Origin of the sequence: Rathayibacter sp. AY1C4 (genome assembly GCF_002932195.1) — a bacterium.
In the GTDB taxonomy this organism is placed as follows: Bacteria; Actinomycetota; Actinomycetes; order Actinomycetales; family Microbacteriaceae; genus Rathayibacter.
The window spans coordinates 18,552-35,709 of record NZ_PSWE01000014.1; the positions used below are offsets into that span (position 1 = coordinate 18,552).

Below are 17,158 nucleotides of genomic sequence, written 5' to 3' on the forward strand. Positions count from 1 at the left end.
GCACAGGCCCGAGCGCGGGCGCAACCGTCGTGTGCGAGCCGCCGCCGGTCGCTACTGTCGTGACGTGGCTCAGATACCTTTCGGCAAGGCTCAGAACGGCAAGGACGCACGGCGAGCGGGTCGCGGACGCGCACCCCAGGAGGCGTCGGCGCCTCCCGAGACGGCCGCTCCGGCGCCCGCCGCCGCCCCCGAGGCGACTCCTGCTCCCCCCGCGGCCGACAGTGCACCGGCCGCCCCGGTGACCGCGGACGCACCCCACGCGTCGCCGGCGACCGCGACGACCGGGAGCGGCTACCGCGTCCGGGCCGAGCGCCTGCCGATCATCGACCCGCAGCCGCGGCTCGAGGACGACCGCTGGCCCGCGAAGGCGTTCGTCGGCGAGGTCGTCCCCTTCGCTGCCACGGCCTTCCGCGAGGGGCACGACCTCATCGGCGTCGACCTCCTGCTGCGCTCGCCGTCCGGGGCCGAGTCGGAGCACCGCATGTCGCTCCTCGCGACCGGCACCGACCGCTACGGGCGCCTCGTGGCCCTCGACGAGGAGGGCGATTGGAGCTACCGCATCCGCGCCTACGCCGACGACTGGGCGACCTGGCTCCACACGGCCGAGGTCAAGATCCCGGCCGGCCTGGACATCGACGTCACCTTCGCCATCGGCGAGGGCCTGCTGCGCAGCGGCGCCGACGACTCCTCGCGGCCCGAGGGCGAGCGCAGCCTGCTCTCCGACACCGCCGCCCGCGTCGGCGACACCACGCTGAGCGCCGAGGAGCGCCTCGCCGCGGCGACCGATCCCGCCGTCCACGGCGCGCTCGACGCCCGCCCGGTGATGAGCCTCACCAGCGTCTCGGAGCCGCGCACCATCCACGTCGAGCGCACCCGCGCCGGCGTCGGCGCCTGGTACGAGTTCTTCCCCCGCTCCGAGGGCGCCGTGCGCCACGAGGACGGGACCGTGACCAGCGGATCCTTCCGCACCGCGATCGACCGCCTCCCCGCTGTGGCCGCGATGGGCTTCGACGTGCTCTACCTGCCGCCGATCCACCCCATCGGCCGCTCCTTCCGCAAGGGCCCGAACAACACGCTCGACGCCGGCGAGAACGACCCCGGCTCGCCGTGGGCGATCGGCTCGGCCGAGGGCGGCCACGACGCGATCCACCCGGACCTCGGCACCGAGGACGACTTCCGCGCCTTCCACGCCGCGGTCGAGGCCGCGGGCCTCGAGCTCGCCCTCGACTTCGCCCTGCAGGCCTCGCCCGACCATCCCTGGGTCACCAGCCACCCCGAGTGGTTCACGACGCTCCCCGACGGCTCGATCGCCTACGCCGAGAACCCGCCGAAGAAGTACCAGGACATCTACCCGATCAACTTCGACAACGACCCCGAGGGCATCCGTCAGGAGTCGCTGCGGGTCCTGCGGCACTGGATCGACCTGGGCGTGCGGATCTTCCGCGTCGACAACCCCCACACGAAGCCGCTCGACTTCTGGGAGTGGATCATCCACGAGGTCAACGCCGAGCACCCCGAGGTCGTCTTCCTCGCGGAGGCGTTCACCCGCCCCGCGATCATGCGCGCGCTCGGCAAGGTCGGCTTCCAGCAGTCGTACTCGTACTTCACCTGGCGCAACACCAAGGAGGAGCTCGGCGAGTTCTTCACGAGCATCTCCCACGAGACGGCCGACTACATGCGGCCGAACCTCTTCGTGAACACTCCGGACATCCTCACCGAGTACCTCCAGTACGGCGGCCGCTCGGCGTACAAGGTGCGGGCGGCCCTGGCCGCGACCGCGTCGCCGCTGTGGGGGGTCTACGCCGGCTACGAACTGGTCGAGAACGTCGCTCGCCCCGGCGCCGAGGAGAACATCGACAACGAGAAGTACGAGTACAAGACGCGCGACTGGGCCGGCGCCGAGGAGTCGGGCCGCTCGCTGGCGCCGTACATCACGCGTCTCAACGAGATCCGGCGCTCGCACCCCGCGCTCGGGCAGCTGCGGAACCTGCACGTGCACGGCAGCGACGACGACGCGATCCTCGTCTACTCCAAGCACCTGCAGGCCGCGTTCACGGGCACCGGGACCGACGACACGATCATCGTCGTCGTCAACACCGACCCGCACTCGGCCCGCGAGACCACGGTCCACCTCGACCTGCCCGCGATCGGGCTCGACTGGAGCGCGACCTTCGAGGTCGAGGACCTGATCACCGGCGCCGTCTGGACCTGGGGCAGCGACGACTACGTGCGGCTCGACTCGTTCGTCGAGCCCGTGCACATCCTGAGCGTGAAGGCGGACGAGCGATGAGCGGAACCACCCCCGAGGGCACGAGCCCGGCCGAGGAGGCGGGCCTCGGCGCGCACGCCGAGACGGTCCCCACGACGGGCACCAGCTCGGCGACCACCTCCGGCCACGGCGCGCACGTCGCCGACGCGGCGCCCGACGCTCGACAGCACCCCGGAGCGGACGGCGAGAACGCGCGCAGCTACGCGGTCGAGACGGTCCCGGAGGCGCCTCAGCCGGTCGCGGCCGACGACGCCGTGACCGTCGAGCCCGACGCCGACGACGCGGAGTCCGCTCCGGTCGGCAGCGGGGCCGAGGGCGACCTGCCCGACGACACGGACGCCGCCGATTCCGTCGCAGCCGACAGCGCCGCGCCCTTCGAGACGACCGCCGGCCCTGCCGAGACGACCGCGGACCCCGCCGAGACGACCGCGGACCCCGCGACCGCTTCGGGCCCCGTCGACGGCACCGCGGCGATCGCGCTGCCCGACATCCCGGAGTGGGTGCTGCAGCAGCTCGCCACCGGCAGCAACGCGCTCCCCCACGACGTCCTGGGCCAGCACCTCGTCGCGGCCCCCGGCGTCTCCGACCCGGTGACGGTCGTCCGCGTGCGCCGCCCGCTCGCCGAGAAGGTCGCCGTGGTGCTCGCCACCGGCGCCCGCGTCGAGCTGAGCCACCTCAGCGACGGGATCTGGCAGGGCTTCCACGTCCTCGGTCCGCAGGCGTACACGGTCGAGGCCCGCTACGGCGGCGGCGGCGAGTGGACCGCGGAGGACCCCTACCGGTTCTCGAAGACGGTCGGCGACTTCGACCTCTACCTCATCGGCGAGGGCCGCCACGAGCGTCTCTGGGAGGCGCTCGGTGCCCGCCACCGCGAGCACGAGGGGGTCTGGGGCACGAGCTTCGCCGTCTGGGCCCCGCACGCCCAGGCCGCTCGGGTCGTCGGCGACTTCAACGACTGGAACGGCGAGGGCCACTCCCTCCGCAACCTCGGGACGACCGGGGTCTGGGAGATCTTCGTCCCGGGCGTCGAGCCCGGAGCCTCCTACAAGTTCGACCTGCTCTCGCGCGACGGCCACTGGGTCCGCAAGGCCGACCCGATGGCCCGCGCCACGGAGGTGCCGCCTGCGACCGCCTCGAAGGTCCCCGTCTCGCACCACCAGTGGGGCGACTCCGGCTGGATGGAGAAGCGAGCCTCGGTCGATCCGCACACGCAGCCGCTCAGCGTCTACGAGATGCACCTCGGCTCCTGGCGTCCGGGACTGGGCTACCGCGACCTCGCGGACCCGCTGATCGAGTACGTCACCGAGCTCGGCTTCACGCACGTGGAGTTCATGCCGCTCGCCGAGCACCCGTTCGGCGGCTCCTGGGGCTACCAGGTCACCGGCTACTACGCCGCCTCGAGCCGCTTCGGCACGGCCGACGACCTCAAGTACCTGATCGACCGTCTGCACCAGGCCGGCATCGGCGTCATCGTCGACTGGGTGCCCGGGCACTTCCCCAAGGACGACTTCGCCCTCGCCCGCTTCGACGGCGAGCCGCTCTACGAGCACCCGGACTGGCGCCGCGGTGAGCAGATGGACTGGGGCACCTACGTCTTCGACTTCGGGCACACCCAGGTGCGCAACTTCCTCGTCGCGAACGCCCTGTTCTGGCTCGAGGAGTTCCACGTCGACGCCCTGCGAGTGGACGCCGTCGCCTCGATGCTCTACCTCGACTACTCCCGCAAGGAGGGCGAGTGGCTGCCGAACCAGTACGGCGGACGCGAGCACCTCGAGGCGATCACCTTCCTCCAGGAGGTCAACGCCACGGCCTACAAGCTGCACCCCGGCATCATGATGATCGCCGAGGAGTCGACGAGCTGGCCCGGCGTCACCCAGCCCACCAGCTCCGGCGGCCTCGGCTTCGGGCTCAAGTGGAACATGGGCTGGATGCACGACTCGCTCGACTACATGGCGAACGACCCGCTCTGGCGCCAGTACCACCTGGGCGAGATCACCTTCTCGTTCGTCTACGCCTTCAGCGAGAAGTTCGTCCTGCCGATCAGCCACGACGAGGTCGTGCACGGCAAGGGCTCGCTGATCCAGAAGATGCCGGGCGACCACTGGCAGCAGCTCGCGAACGTGCGCGCCTACCTCGCCTTCATGTGGGCCCACCCCGGTAAGCAGCTGCTCTTCATGGGCCAGGAGTTCGGCCAGTACTCCGAGTGGAGCGAGGAGCGGGGCCTGGACTGGTGGATCCTCGATCAGCCGAGCCACCGCGGTCTCTGGAGCCTCGTCGGTCAGCTGAACCGCGTGTACCGCGACTCGCCGTCGCTCTGGGAGCTCGACCACGAGCAGTCGGGCTTCGAGTGGATCGACGGCGGCGCGGCGGCGGCCAACGTCGTCTCGTTCCTGCGCAAGGACAGCGAGGGTCGCCCGATCGCCGTCATCGCCAACTTCTCGGGCTCGCCCGTGCACGGCTACCGCGTGAGCCTGCCCACGGCCGGCCGCTGGGAGGAGCTCGTCAACACGGACGCCGAGATCTACGGCGGCAGCGGAGTCGGGAACTTCGGAGCGGTCGAGGCTCGCGAGGAGCCGTGGGCCGGCCGCCCGGCTTCCGCCGAGCTGGTCCTGCCCCCGCTGGCCGTGCTCTACCTGCGACCCGCCGACTGATCGGTCCCCGCACGGAAGAGGCCGCCCGCCGCGACGATCGTCGCGAGCGGGCGGCCTCTCGGCGTTCCGGCCGGCGTCAGTAGAGCAGGCCGGTGAGCCGGGCCCGAGCCTTGTTGACGCGCGGGTCGGTCTGACCGACGATCTCGAAAAGCTCCAGGAGGCGCGCGCGGACGGCGGCCTTCCCGTCGGCGTCGAGGCGCGGGAACATCGAGAGCAGCCGGTCGAAGGCGTCCTCGACGTGGCCACCCGAGACGTCGAGGTCGGCGACGGCGAGCTGCGCGTCGAGGTTCGACGGCTCCGCCGCGGCGGTCGAGCGGATGTCGTCGAGCGTGCGGCCCTGGAGGCGGGCCAGCAGCCGCACCTGAGCGAGACCGGCGACCGCGAGGTCGTCGCGCGGGTTCTGCGCGATGGCGGTCTCGTACTCGGTGATCGCCGCGGCGTAGTCGCCCCGGTCGATCGCGTCGTAGGCCTCCTGGTGGTGCGGCGGCAGCGGCTCCGTCTCGGGCTCCGCGCCCTCGGCGGGAGCGGCTCCCTCCACCGGCACCGTGCCCGTCACACCGTTCTGAGCGGCGAGCTGGAGGACCTGCTCGAGCAGGTCGCGCAGCTGCTCCTCGGCGACGAGGCCGCTGAACAGGGGCACCGGGCGGCCGCCGATGATCGCGGCGACCGTCGGCACGGACTGCACCTGGAACGCCTGCGCCAGCTGCGGGCTCGACTCCACATCGACCCCGACGAGCACGAACGCGCCGGCGTACGAGACGACGACCTTCTCGAGCAGCGCGGTCATGCTCTGGCTCTGGTCCGACCAGGAGCCGCGCAGGTCGACGATCACCGGCACGCGCGACGAGAGCTGGACCACCTGGTCGAACTCGGCGTCGCCGGCGGTCAGCAGCAGCGGATTCGCGCCGGGCGCGCCTCCGGGAGCGGCGGGCGCGGCCGGGGCGCCGGCGGAGGCGGCGGGCGGGGTGCGGCGGTTCACCAGCGACGAGAGGTCGACGGCGCCGCGGAGGTTTCCGGGCAGGGGCGGGACGGTGCTCACGGCAGCTGCACCACCGAGACGAGTCCCTGGCTCCATCCGAGCATCACGATCTTCTCCTCCGATCCGACGGGCGGTACGTAGAACAGCAGTTGGTATCCGTAGGTGGTCTCGATGCCGGTCGTCGACTTGTCCGTGCCCAGCAGGGTCTGCGAGGCGCCGGAGGTCGAGACGGTCGAGCCCTCGGCAGTGGGGCGGACGGTCGACGTCTCGGCGATGCTCGCCGCGACGAGGGCCCCCGAGTCGTTCGTCGCGAGCGCGATCGTCGGCGACGTGCCGGCGGCGTTCGAGAACTCGATCGAAGCGGTGTCCGGCAGCGCCTCGCGGTCGGCGTTCTTCTTGTCGACGCCGACCTGCCCCCGGAGGGTGTCGCCGTCGGCCGCGAAGAGCTCGGCGTACTGGCTCGAGTCGCCGTTGGCGAGCACGTCCGCGTACGCGGAGCCGACGGTCTGCGGGGCGAGCTTCATCAGGCGCGAGTCGGGCGCCACGATCGACGTGCCGACGGTGACGGGCGCGACGTCGGGGATGCGCGCGTTGGCCTCGAGCGAGATGGCGTAGTCGACCTTGTAGTCGACGCGCGGGCTCGCCTGGCTCATCATCAGCGCGATCGGGGCCTGGGTGGAGTCCGTCGAGTTCTGCACGACGGCGGTCACCAGGCGCGGCCACGACTCCGTGTCCTGCGGGAGCACCAGGCTCACCGGGGAGGCCGGGATCGTCTGCGGCGGGTCGATCGTCCCGCCCTTGGCGACGACGTCGTAGTTGGTGGTGCGCTCGGTGAGCGCCTCGCCCTGGAAGCGCTCGGCGAGGATCCCGGCGTCCCGGGCGGCGTCGGCGCGCGACGCGACATCGGCGACCTCGGCGACGACGGCCTCCGCCTGCTGCGTGGTGACCACGGGGGTCGGCTCGGCCGAGACCGGCTCTGCCCCCGCGGTCGCCGTGGCGGACGCGGTCGGCGCCTCGCTCGCGCCCGCGGCGAGATCCGGCCAGTAGTCGGAGCTGCAGCCGGAGAGGAGGACCGTCGTCCCGAGGACGACGGGCAGCACCAGGGCGGCCCGGCGGCGCGAGGGCGCCGGCGACGCCGTGGAGGCCTGGATCCCGGCACGCGGCCGGGGGCGGCGGGCACCGCGGGGGATCCGACCCTGCGGTCCCTTCCGGCGCGGGCCGTGCTGGCGGCGCAGGTGGACGAAGGCCCAGATGTAGAGGACGAGGCCGAGGAGGAGGAACACGGCTCCTCCGAGCAGCAGCGGACCGGCGAGGGGCGTCGCGGTGTCCACGGGCCAGCTGACGCGCACGGAGTCGGCTGCCGGCGCGGTGCCGTCGCTCGCGATGAGGATGGAGACGTCCTCCGGCACGTCGAGCGCGAGGGTCACGCTGCCGCTCCCCTCGAACTCCTCGAGCCAGAGGTCGGAGCCGCGCGGATCGACGACCGCCGCGTCGGCGGTCTCGACGTCGGAGGAGAGCTGGACGCGCTCGCCCGTCTCCTCCGCGGAGGTGAGGGTGTCGTCGGCGCGCTCGTAGCCGATGGCGTCGTAGCTCGAGCCGCCCACCCAGCCCAGCACGTCGGAGGTCCGGGCGTAGGCGACGACGAGGTCGCCGCTGCCCTCGACCGTGATCGTCTGGCGTCCCGGGTTGGCGCCCAGGGTGCTGCCGTCGATCACCGCGTAGGGAGCGGAGGAGTCGAGCGCGGTCTCGGCGGTGAGGGACTCCGGAGGAGCCCAGACCGTCCGCTGACCGATGCCGAGCACGATCATCGCGGCAGCGATGACGGTGGCGATGATGGCGAAGACGAACCGCACGAAAGAACTCCTCCTGCGTTGCCGGATCGGGGTGACGGCCGGGGCCGGCTCGGGGTACGCAGCCGGACCGGGGCGCGACGGCAACAGACAAAGACAGTCCACGATAGCCGATGCCCTCGCTCCGATGCCCGGGAGAAGCCGAGAGTGCGGCCCGAGCGGCGCGCGGTGCGGGTGTCGCCCCGGCCGCGGCCTCCCTGCTGAATACACTTTCCCAGTGCCGCGAGCCCCACCGCGGTCCTGCTCTGAAGGAGACGACGTGGCGAACGACGAGGCCGAATTCACCCAGGTGTTCCGTGGCTACGACCGGGACGAGGTCGACAAGGCCGTCCAGGGCCTGCGCCGCGAGCTCATCCACTCGAACACCCAGGCGGCCGAGAGCGGCCGCGAGGTGAAGCGCCTCTCCTCCCGGATCGAGGGCCTCGAGAAGGAGCTGCAGCAGGTCGGCACTCCCACCTACGCCGGCCTGGGCGCCAAGCTCGAGCACACCCTGCGCGTGGCCGAGGAGCAGTCCGAGCGGATCATCGCCCAGGCCGAGAACGACGCCTCCGCCCTCCGCCGCTCCACCCGCGACGACGGCGACCGCATCCTCCAGGAGGCGCGCGACGAGGCCGAGCGCCTGGTGACCGAGGCGCGCCGCCGTGCGGACCGGACCCGCGACGAGTCCGAGGCGCAGGCCGCGGCGACGCTCGGCAAGGCCGCCGACGACCGCGACGTGATGACGCAGGACGCCGTCCGCGAGGCCGCCGCGATCCGCGGCACCGTGGCGACCGAGGCCGCCGAGACCCGCGCCACCGCGAAGCGCGAGGCCGCCGCGATCCGCTCCGAGGCCGAGCGCGAGGCCGCGGAGATGCGCGCCGTCGCCGCCCGCGAGATCGAGGTCGCCCGCGCCGAGGCCGCCCGCCTCGCCCAGGCCAACGAGCTCCTGCGGGCCGAGGTCGCCTCCGAGGTGGACCGGCTCCGGGCGGCCGTCGAGGCCGAGGTCGCCCAGGCGCGCGCGGCGGTCGAGGCCGAGGTGCTCTCGACCCGCGCCGCGCTCGACGCCGAGGTCGCCGCAGTCCGCGCCGAGGGCGCGCGCGAGATCGCCGACCAGCGCACCCGGCTCACCCAGGAGCGCGCCGAGGCCGTCGCCGTGCTCGACGCCGAGCTGGCGGGCCTGCGCGCCGCGTCCGCCGACGAGGCCGCTGCGCTCTCGCGCGAGGTCGAGCAGGCCCGGATCGACCTGGTGGTCGAGCTCGCCGCGCGCCGCGAGGAGGCCGACCGCGACGACCTGCTCCGCCACCAGGAGGCCGTCGCGCAGACCCAGCGCTACCTCGACGAGTCGAACCTGCAGCTCGCCGACGCCATCCGACGCGCGAACGACAAGCGCCTCGAGGCGGACGCCCTCCGCAGCGACGCCCTCGACGACACGACGCGACTGCGCCGGAAGGCCCAGGACGACTCCGACGCCCTCCTCGACGACGCGCGCGACCAGGCGCAGAAGCTCGTCGCGGACGCGGAGCGCCGCAGCCGCGAGCTGATGGACACCGCCGAGCGGCGCCTCGACGAGATCCGCACCGAGCGCGACGCGATCGCCGGCTACGTGTCGGGACTGCGCGGGCTCATCGGCCACGTCGACGGACTCGCGGACGACAGCGACGGCGACGGCTCCGACGGCAGCGGCCCTGACGGCAGCGGCTCCGACGGCGGCTCGTCCGGCCGCTAGGCGGTCGCTGGGCGGGCGGGCTCAGCCGAGCTCGCCCGCCCACTCCGTCGGCAGCGGGGACGAGGCGGGCGCGACCACGCGCACGATCTCGTCGAGGACGCGCCGGGTCTGCGCCTCGCCGACCCAGAGGTGCTTCCCGCCCTCCACAGCGACGAGGTCCAGCTGCGGCACGCTCGCGAAGCGCTCGGCGGCCGCCTCCGGCCGCAGGTAGTCGTCGAACTCCGGGACGAGCGCCACGAGCGGGCGGCCGTCCTCGCCCCAGGCGGCGACCTCCTCCGCGCTCGTGCGGTGCAGCGGCGGCGAGAGCAGGATCGCTCCCTCGACGGGGTGCTCCCTCCCCCACTTCAGCGCGAGCTCGGTGCCGAAGGACCAGCCGACCAGCCAGGGGTGCGGCAGTCCGCGGTCCGCGACGAGGGCCAGGGCTGCGGCGACGTCGGCGCGCTCCTCGATGCCGTGTCCGAACGCGCCCTCGCTCGTGCCGCGCGGCGACGCGGTGCCGCGGGTGTTGAAGCGGAGGACCGCCAGGTCGGCGAGCGCGGGCAGCCGGGCGGCGGCCTTCCGCAGGATGTGCGAGTCCATGAAGCCGCCGTGGGTGGGCAGCGGATGCAGGGTGACCAGGGTCGCGACCGGCTCGTGCTCCAGGGGCAGCGCGAGCTCCCCCACCAGGGTCAGGCCGTCGGAGGTGTGCAGCTCGACGTCCTCGCGGCGGGCGGGGAGGACGACGCCTCCGCGGATCTCGTGGGTCATCGTGCTCCTCGGATTCTCCAGCAGTGCGTGTGCCAGTGGCGGCGGCCGGCCAGGTCGGCCGCGTCGCCGAGCGCGCCGTCGGCCCGCCAGGTGACCAGATGCGGCTGGCCGATGTCGATGGTGAGCCCGCAGCCCGGGCAGAGGTAGTTCTTCACGGCCCGCGCTGCGGAGACGGGCTGGACGTTCCACTCCCGGCCGGCGTGCGACTCGGTGCGCCGGAAGCCGGCGAGCATCTGCGAGAGGTCGCGCTGCTCGTCGTCGTCGTCACGGCGGCCGCCCCGGGGTCTGTTGCTGCGCGGCATCTCCCCAGTCTAGGAGGCCGCCGCCGGGCCCCTCCCGTCAGTGGGAGCTGTCGTCCATCTCGAGCCGGGTCTCCTCGGCGTCGAGCATCAGCTGCGCCCGCCGCAGCGTCCGCGAGGAGTAGACCCCGCGCCCCCGGGCGTCCAGCAGTGCCTCCCGCTCGGCGAGCAGGACCGCTCGGCGCAGCCGCAGGTACTGCGCGTGCGGGCCGAGGGGCGCATCCTCCGCGCGGCCGACCTGTTCCCACGCCACCTGCGAGCGGGTCAGAGTGTCGCGGCGCACGCGCTCGAGGACGCGCTCGCCCGCCTCGCCGTCGGGCAGCTCCGCCACCGCCTCGGGGAGGGCCTGGATGCCCGTGGCCGCGACCTCGTCGAGCAGCGTCGCGAGCTCGCGGCGGTCGGTTTCTCCGTCGGTGCCCTGGATGCCGGTGAGCCGGATCAGCGCGGGGAGCGTCGCACCCTGCAGGAGCAGCGTCACGACGGCGACGGTGAAGGCGATCAGGATCAGCTGGGAGCGGTAGGGAGTCTCGTCCGGCAGCGACTGGGCCGCGGCGAGCGTGACCACGCCGCGCATCCCGGACCAGGACAGGACGACTCCGCCGCGCCAGCCGAACGCCTCGCTCGCGGTCGCGGCCAGGTCGGTCTCGCGCCGGAGGTAGAGCCGCTCCGCTCTCACCTGCCGCCGCCGGAAGCGCTCATCGCTGGTGGCGCTGTTGCGCAGTCGCATGAGGCCCACCGCCAGCCGCCGGTTGATCCGCTCCGCCCGCCGACCGGAGCTGCGCAGCCACAGGAGCAGCGGCCACACGAAGAGGGCCCGCAGCACGATCAGGATGACCACGGTGGCCAGACCCAGCAGCACCGCGGTGCCCACTCCGAACTCGCCCGGGTCCACGACCCCGGAGACGATCGCCTTGATCTCGGCGCCCATGAGCAGGAAGACGCCGTTCTCGAGCAGGAACTGCGCCGTCCGCCAGTTCACCCGCTCGCTGATCCGCGACTGCGGCGAGAGGAAGCGCGCGCTGTTGTGCCCCGTGTAGATCCCGGTGACCACGACGGCGAGCACCCCGGACGCGCCCAGCTCCTCGGCCGGGATGTAGGCCAGGAACGGCACGGCGAAGGACACGGCGGTGTCGAGCACCGGGTCCCGCAGCTTCGAGCGCACGAAGACGGTGAGCACGCCCATCACCAGTCCGAGGACGATCGCCATCAGGACGGAGTAGACGAAGAGGACCCCCACCTCGCCCACGTCGATCGCGTCGGTCGTGACGGAGGCGCCGACCACGGCCGCCGCAGCCGTCGCGGCGCGCAGCAGCACCAGCGCCGACGCGTCGTTCACGAGGCTCTCGCCCTCGAGCACCGTCACCAGGCGGGGCGGGAGTCCGAGCTTCTTGCCGATCGAGGTCGCGGCCACCGCGTCGGTCGGGCTCACGACGGCGCCCAGAGCGATCGCTGCGGGCAGGCTCAGATCGGGGAACACGAGGTAGAGGAAGCCGCCCACCACGAGGGCGGTCACGACGACCAGCAGCACCGAGAGCCCGAAGATCGAGCGCAGGTTCCGCCGGAAGTCGGTGAGGGGCACCTGGATCGCGGCCGAGTACAGCAGCGGCGGCAGCACGCCCGCGAGGATCAGCTCAGGCTCGACCTCGATGTCCGGGACCCCGGGGAGGTAGGACGCGCCGATACCGATGACGACCAGGAGCAGCGGTGCGGCGATCCCGAGGCGGCTCGAGAACCGCGCGACGGTGACGACCGTGATGATCCCGACGACCCCGAGCAGCGCGTAATCCACGGCACCAGGGTAGCGAGAGCCTCAGCCCGCCGGACGCGGTGCCGAGCGGAGGGGAACGATCAGTACCAGCCGACCGATTCGGAGTGGGCCCAGGCACCGCAGGGCGAGCCGTAGCGGCCGGAGATGTAGCCGAGGCCCCAGGTGATCTGGGTGCTCGCGTTGGTCGCCCAGTCGGAGCCGGCCGACGCCATCTTGCTGCCGGGGAGTGCCTGCGGGATGCCGTAGGCACCGCTGGACTTGTTCTCGGCGTAGACGTTCCAGCCGGACTCGCGGTTCCAGAGGAGGACGAGGCAGTCGTACTCGCTGTCGGCCCAGCCGCGCTGCACGATCATGTCGTACGCGATCGCCTTCGCGGATCCGGGATCCGGAGCGGCGGCGCGCTGGACGGGAGCGGCGGTCTCGGCCTCGGCGGAGCCCGACTCCTCCTCGTCGACGGTCGCGGAAGCGGTCTGAGTCTCGGTCGGAGTGGGCGTCGGGGTCGGAGTGGGCGTCGGCTTCGCCTCGGCGCCGAACGAGTCGCGCTGGACGGTCCGCTCGACGGCGTCCGCGACGACGAGCCGCTGCGCGGAGTCGCCGTTGAAGCGCGCCGGGGCCTGGTAGTAGGGGGAGGCGACCGCGCCGCTGGACGGATCGACGACGTTCACCATGGCGAACGCGATCGACGCCGTGAAGGCCAGCACCGTCACCGGGATCCGAGCCCAGGAGCGCCGCACCGGGGTCTGGTGCGGGACCGCCGGGCGACCGCTGGTGCGGTTCGCGGGCGTGTGGGCGACGGAGGTCTGAGGATGCTGAGCCACGATTACGAAAGCATAACGGACGATGACCTGATCGGCCAGCAGATCCGGCTCCGGTCAGCGGACCGCCAGCATCACATCGACGACCGTGTCGAGCAGCAGGTCGACCTGCGCCTCGGCGTACCCGCCGCGCTGCGGGGCGAAGGAGACGGTCCGCACGTCGTCCACGGTCAGCACCGATCCGTCGCGGAAGTACCCGGAGATCCGGTCGGCGAAGGCGTCGACCTGGCGGATGTTGTAGCCCGTCGTGAGAGCGCCGGCCCGGGTGAACCGCTCGCGGGGAGCGCGGGCCAGCCGGTTCACGATCTCCTGGGCGGTCGACCGCGCGTCCGCGAGCCACGCCTCCTCGCCCCGGGCCGCGATCGCGTACTGGCGCTCCCGCAGGGCGAAGGCGTCCTCGAGGCGCTCGAGCGCCGCATCGACGTGGGGCGCGGAGTAGCCGCCCTTGCGCAGGGTGAACGCGGTGTGGCGCAGGTCGGCGGCGCGGAGGTCCGCCGGTCCCCCGGAGAGCTGCGAGTAGGCCTCGCGCGCCGACGCGAGGAAGGAGTCGACCTCGGCCGTGTCGTAGCCGGGACGGGACTCGCGGGCTCGGGGGAAGGGAGCGGTCATCCCGACATCATGCCAAGCCGCGCGCCGGGAGCGGAATCGGCACGCCCCGGTGAGGCGTGCGCTCAGTGGGCGAAGAGGAAGTACAGCACGTAGGCTGCTGCGGCCGACGGCAGGATCGAGTCCAGCCGGTCGAGGACTCCTCCGTGGCCGGGCAGCCAGGAGCTCATGTCCTTGATGCCGATGTCGCGCTTGATCAGCGACTCGGCGAGGTCGCCGAGCGTCGCGGTGAGCAGCACCACGGCCCCGAACACCGCACCGACCCACCAGGGCTGGCCGAGCATCAGCAGGGCGAGCAGGACGCCGACGACGATCCCCGCGACGGCCGCACCGGCGAACCCCTCCCAGGTCTTCTTCGGGCTGATCCGCGGTGCCATCGGGTGCTTGCCCCAGGTGAGTCCGCTCACGTAGGCGCCGGTGTCGACGACGATCACGAGCACCAGGAACGCGAACGCCCAGAGCTGGCCGCCGGGCTCGGCGACGAGACGGATCGCGAAGGCGCCGAGGAAGGTCGTGTAGCCCTGGACGAACGCGCCGAGGCCGATGTCGAGGGCGAGGTCCCTCCGGCTGGAGGCGGTGCGCCGGAAGAGCTGCTCCCCCAGCCGCCAGAGGCCGACGAGGACGGATCCGCCGAGGACCGTGGCCCACGCGGCGCCGAGGCCGCCGTAGTAGGCGGCCGGCACGGCGACGACCGCCACGATCCCGGTCGGGATGCGCGGGATGTCGCGACCGGCGTGGCGCAGGGCGTTCGAGAGCTCCAGCGCCGCGAGCAGCACCACCACCCCCGCGAGCACCATGAAGAGCTCCTTGACCAGGAGGAGGCTGACGACCATCGCGCCGCCGCCGAGGAGTCCGATCGCGGTCGCCGACACGAGGTTCCGGCCCGAGCGCGCGGTGAGACGGTCGTTCGTCGCCTCGAGCTGGGCGCGGGTCGCCTCGAGCTGGCGCTCGACGTCGGCCCGGCCCTGCTGGGCGCGCGCACGCAGTGCGTCGCGGGTGACCATCCGGGATCCCCGGGCACCAGGGACGTGCGGAGACGGTCTCTTCTCGCCGCCCTCGGGTCCTTCGGGGATCTCGGGCACCGCTACACCTCGAGCAGTTCGGATTCCTTGCGCTTGAGCGCCTCGTCGATCGCGTCGACGTGCTGCTTCGTGAGCGCCTCGAGCTCCTTCTCGCCGCGGGAGAGCTCGTCGTCGCCGATGTCGCCCTTCAGCGCGTCGAGGTCGTCCTTGCCCTTGCGGCGGATGTTGCGCACCGCGATCTTGGCGTCCTCGGCCTTGGTGCGGACGATCTTGACGAACTCCTTGCGGCGCTCGGCGGTGAGCTCCGGCAGGGTCACCCGGATGATCGTGCCGTCGTTGGTCGGGTTCGCGCCGAGGTTCGGCATGTCCCGGATGGCCTGCTCGATGTCGCGGAGCGAGCCCTTGTCGTAGGGCGTCAGGACGAGCGTGCGGGCCTCCTGGTTCTGCATCGAGGCGAGCTGCGACAGCGGCGTCGGGGTGCCGTAGTAGCTCACCAGCACCTTCTGGAACATGCCGGGGTTCGCGCGTCCGGTGCGGACCGTGGAGAAGTCCTCCTTGGCGACCTCGACGGCCTTGCCCATCTTGGTCTTCGCGTCGGCCAGTACATCCGAGATCACAGGGAGCTCCTTAAGAGAGGGAAGTGGTCAGTCTAGTTCGAGACGAGCGTGCCGAGCTCGGCGCCGCGGATGGCCTTCGCGACGTTGCCCGAGGGCTCCATGCCGAAGACCTGCATCGGCATGCCGTTGTCCATGCAGAGGCTGAACGCGGTGGAGTCGACCACCTTGAGGCCCCGCTGGAGCGCCTCCTGGTAGGTCAGTGCGTCGAGCTTCTTCGCGTCGGGGTTCGTCCGCGGGTCGGCGTCGTACACGCCGTCCACGCCGTTCTTGGCGACGAGGACCACGTCGGCGTGCGTTTCGAGCGCGCGCTGCGCGGCGACCGTGTCGGTCGAGAAGTACGGGAGTCCGGCGCCGGCGCCGAAGATGACGACGCGGCCCTTCTCCATGTGCCGGATCGCCCGGCGGGGGATGTAGGGCTCCGCGACCTGCGTCATCGCGATCGCGGACTGCACGCGCGTCTCGGCGCCCGCCTGCTCGAGGAAGTCCTGAAGGGCGAGGGCGTTCATCACCGTGCCCAGCATCCCCATGTAGTCGGCCCGGCCGCGGTCCATGCCGCGCTGCGAGAGCTCGGCTCCGCGGAAGAAGTTGCCGCCGCCGACGACCACCGAGATCTCCACCTCGGTCGCGGCATCGGCGATCTCGCGCGCCAGGGCGCTGATCACGTCCGGGTTCACGCCGAGCGTGCCGGCTCCGAACGCCTCCCCCGACAGCTTCAGAAGCACCCTGCGGCGCTTGCCCGTCGTCATCGCATCCGTCTCCGTCATGGACGTTTCCTCCCGTAGACCCGTACAAACCTATCCCGCGCGGAGCGGGCCCCGCGACCACGCCCGGGACCGCCCCGGGCAGAGCGAAGGGAGCCCGGGTCGACTGAACGACCCGGACTCCCTCCTGCAGTGCTGTTAGGCGCCGACCTTGAAACGGGCGAAGCCCGACACGGTCAGGCCCGCGTCGCTCAGGACCTTGCTGACGGACAGCTTGTTGTCCTTCGCGTAGTCCTGGTCGAGCAGGGCGACCTGCTTGAAGTACGCGTTCACGCGTCCCTCGATGATCTTCGGCAGGGCGGCCTCGGGCTTGCCCTCGCCGCGCGAGATCTCCTCGACGATGCGGCGCTCGTTGTCGACCTCGGACTGCGGCACGTCCTCGCGCGAGAGGTAGGACGGGTTCGCGAACGAGATGTGCTGGGCGACGGAGCGCGCGGTCTCGGCGTCCTCACCCGCGTAGCCGACGACCACGCCGACCTGCGGGGGCAGGTCCTTGTTCGTCTTGTGGAGGTAGATCGCGAAGTGCTCGCCCGAGACCGAGGCCACGCGGCGCAGCTCCACCTTCTCGCCGAGGATCGCGGCCTCGTCGTTGATGAGGTCGGCGACGGTCTTGCCGTCGGCGGGGGCCGCGAGGGCCTCCTCGACCGTGGTGGAGCCGGCGGCGACGACCGCGGCGAGCACGGCGTCGGCGAGGGCGATGAACTTCGTGCCCTTGGCGACGAAGTCGGTCTCGCACGCGAGCTCGATCATCGTGGCGACGCCGTCCTTCTCGGCGGCGGCGACGAGGCCCTCGCTCGTGGAGCGGTCGGCGCGCTTCGCGTTGCCCTTGGCGCCCTTGAGGCGGAGGATCTCGACCGCCTTGTCCAGGTCGCCGTCGGCCTCGACGAGCGCGTTCTTCGTGTCGACCATGCCGGTACCGAGCTGCTCGCGCAGCGTCTTGACGTCAGCGAGGCTGAAATTTGCCATGTTCTCGGAACTCCTCTTGGTTCGGAAACCCTGTGGCGCCGTCACTCGCGGCGGCGGGCTCACGGGAGGAGCCCAGCACGCCGAGGTGACGGCGGTTCTTACT

General features: G+C 72.4%; 14 protein-coding genes. 3 read left to right on the forward strand and 11 right to left on the reverse strand.

Annotation, left to right across the window (positions count from 1 at the left end):
* Nucleotides 1-319: 319 nt before the first annotated feature.
* Together C5C99_RS08835 and glgB are read left to right on the forward strand one after the other, a co-directional pair.
* Nucleotides 320-2,290, forward strand: coding sequence for an alpha-1,4-glucan--maltose-1-phosphate maltosyltransferase (locus tag C5C99_RS08835; protein WP_258063673.1), 1,971 nt, complete (start codon nt 320-322; stop codon nt 2,288-2,290).
* Entirely contained in the window at nt 2,287-4,920 is a 2,634-nt protein-coding gene (gene glgB, locus C5C99_RS08840; protein WP_104339952.1) for a 1,4-alpha-glucan branching protein GlgB, read from the forward strand. The genes C5C99_RS08835 and glgB overlap by 4 nt, the downstream gene beginning before the upstream one ends.
* Before the next feature lie 76 nt (nt 4,921-4,996).
* Here the strand turns inward: glgB and C5C99_RS08845 are convergent, their stop codons facing one another.
* Entirely contained in the window at nt 4,997-5,959 is a 963-nt protein-coding gene (locus C5C99_RS08845; protein WP_104260593.1) for a tetratricopeptide repeat protein, read from the reverse strand.
* Nucleotides 5,956-7,752 carry a hypothetical protein gene (locus C5C99_RS08850; RefSeq protein WP_104338633.1) on the reverse strand — a complete coding sequence of 599 codons (1,797 nt, stop codon included), beginning with the start codon at nt 7,750-7,752 and terminating at the stop codon, nt 5,956-5,958. Before C5C99_RS08850 ends, C5C99_RS08845 begins: the two co-directional genes overlap by 4 nt.
* Before the next feature lie 256 nt (nt 7,753-8,008).
* Between C5C99_RS08850 and C5C99_RS08855 the strand changes: the two genes are divergently transcribed.
* Nucleotides 8,009-9,454 carry a DivIVA domain-containing protein gene (locus tag C5C99_RS08855; protein ID WP_104339953.1) on the forward strand — a complete coding sequence of 482 codons (1,446 nt, stop codon included), beginning with the start codon at nt 8,009-8,011 and terminating at the stop codon, nt 9,452-9,454.
* A 21-nt stretch (nt 9,455-9,475) separates the two neighbouring features.
* Here C5C99_RS08855 and C5C99_RS08860 read toward each other — a convergent pair whose 3' ends face one another.
* From C5C99_RS08860 to tsf, 9 genes are all read right to left on the reverse strand, one after another.
* Nucleotides 9,476-10,201, reverse strand: coding sequence for an alpha/beta hydrolase (locus C5C99_RS08860; protein WP_104260591.1), 726 nt, complete (start codon nt 10,199-10,201; stop codon nt 9,476-9,478).
* The gene (locus C5C99_RS08865; RefSeq protein WP_181027199.1) at nt 10,198-10,503 is read right to left on the reverse strand and encodes a hypothetical protein; all 306 of its coding nucleotides are present in this window, start codon (nt 10,501-10,503) and stop codon (nt 10,198-10,200) included. The genes C5C99_RS08860 and C5C99_RS08865 overlap by 4 nt, the downstream gene beginning before the upstream one ends.
* A gap of 37 nt (nt 10,504-10,540) precedes the next feature.
* Nucleotides 10,541-12,289, reverse strand: a complete 1,749-nt coding sequence (locus tag C5C99_RS08870; protein ID WP_104339954.1) for a sodium:proton antiporter — start codon at nt 12,287-12,289, stop codon at nt 10,541-10,543.
* A gap of 59 nt (nt 12,290-12,348) precedes the next feature.
* Complete coding sequence (locus C5C99_RS08875; RefSeq protein WP_244229431.1) at nt 12,349-13,086, reverse strand: lytic transglycosylase domain-containing protein; 738 nt, start codon at nt 13,084-13,086, stop codon at nt 12,349-12,351.
* A 54-nt stretch (nt 13,087-13,140) separates the two neighbouring features.
* On the reverse strand, nt 13,141-13,692 hold the full coding sequence (locus C5C99_RS08880; protein WP_104226865.1) for a DivIVA domain-containing protein: 552 nt from the start codon (nt 13,690-13,692) through the stop codon (nt 13,141-13,143).
* A gap of 62 nt (nt 13,693-13,754) precedes the next feature.
* Entirely contained in the window at nt 13,755-14,693 is a 939-nt protein-coding gene (locus tag C5C99_RS08885) for a phosphatidate cytidylyltransferase (protein WP_104232500.1), read from the reverse strand.
* Between the two features lie 80 nt (nt 14,694-14,773).
* The gene (gene frr, locus C5C99_RS08890) at nt 14,774-15,328 is read right to left on the reverse strand and encodes a ribosome recycling factor (protein WP_104223893.1); all 555 of its coding nucleotides are present in this window, start codon (nt 15,326-15,328) and stop codon (nt 14,774-14,776) included.
* Between the two features lie 32 nt (nt 15,329-15,360).
* The gene (gene pyrH / locus C5C99_RS08895) at nt 15,361-16,074 is read right to left on the reverse strand and encodes a UMP kinase (RefSeq protein WP_374952923.1); all 714 of its coding nucleotides are present in this window, start codon (nt 16,072-16,074) and stop codon (nt 15,361-15,363) included.
* A 153-nt stretch (nt 16,075-16,227) separates the two neighbouring features.
* Nucleotides 16,228-17,055, reverse strand: a complete 828-nt coding sequence (gene tsf, locus C5C99_RS08900; protein WP_104223895.1) for a translation elongation factor Ts — start codon at nt 17,053-17,055, stop codon at nt 16,228-16,230.
* Between the last annotated feature and the right edge of the window lie 103 nt (nt 17,056-17,158).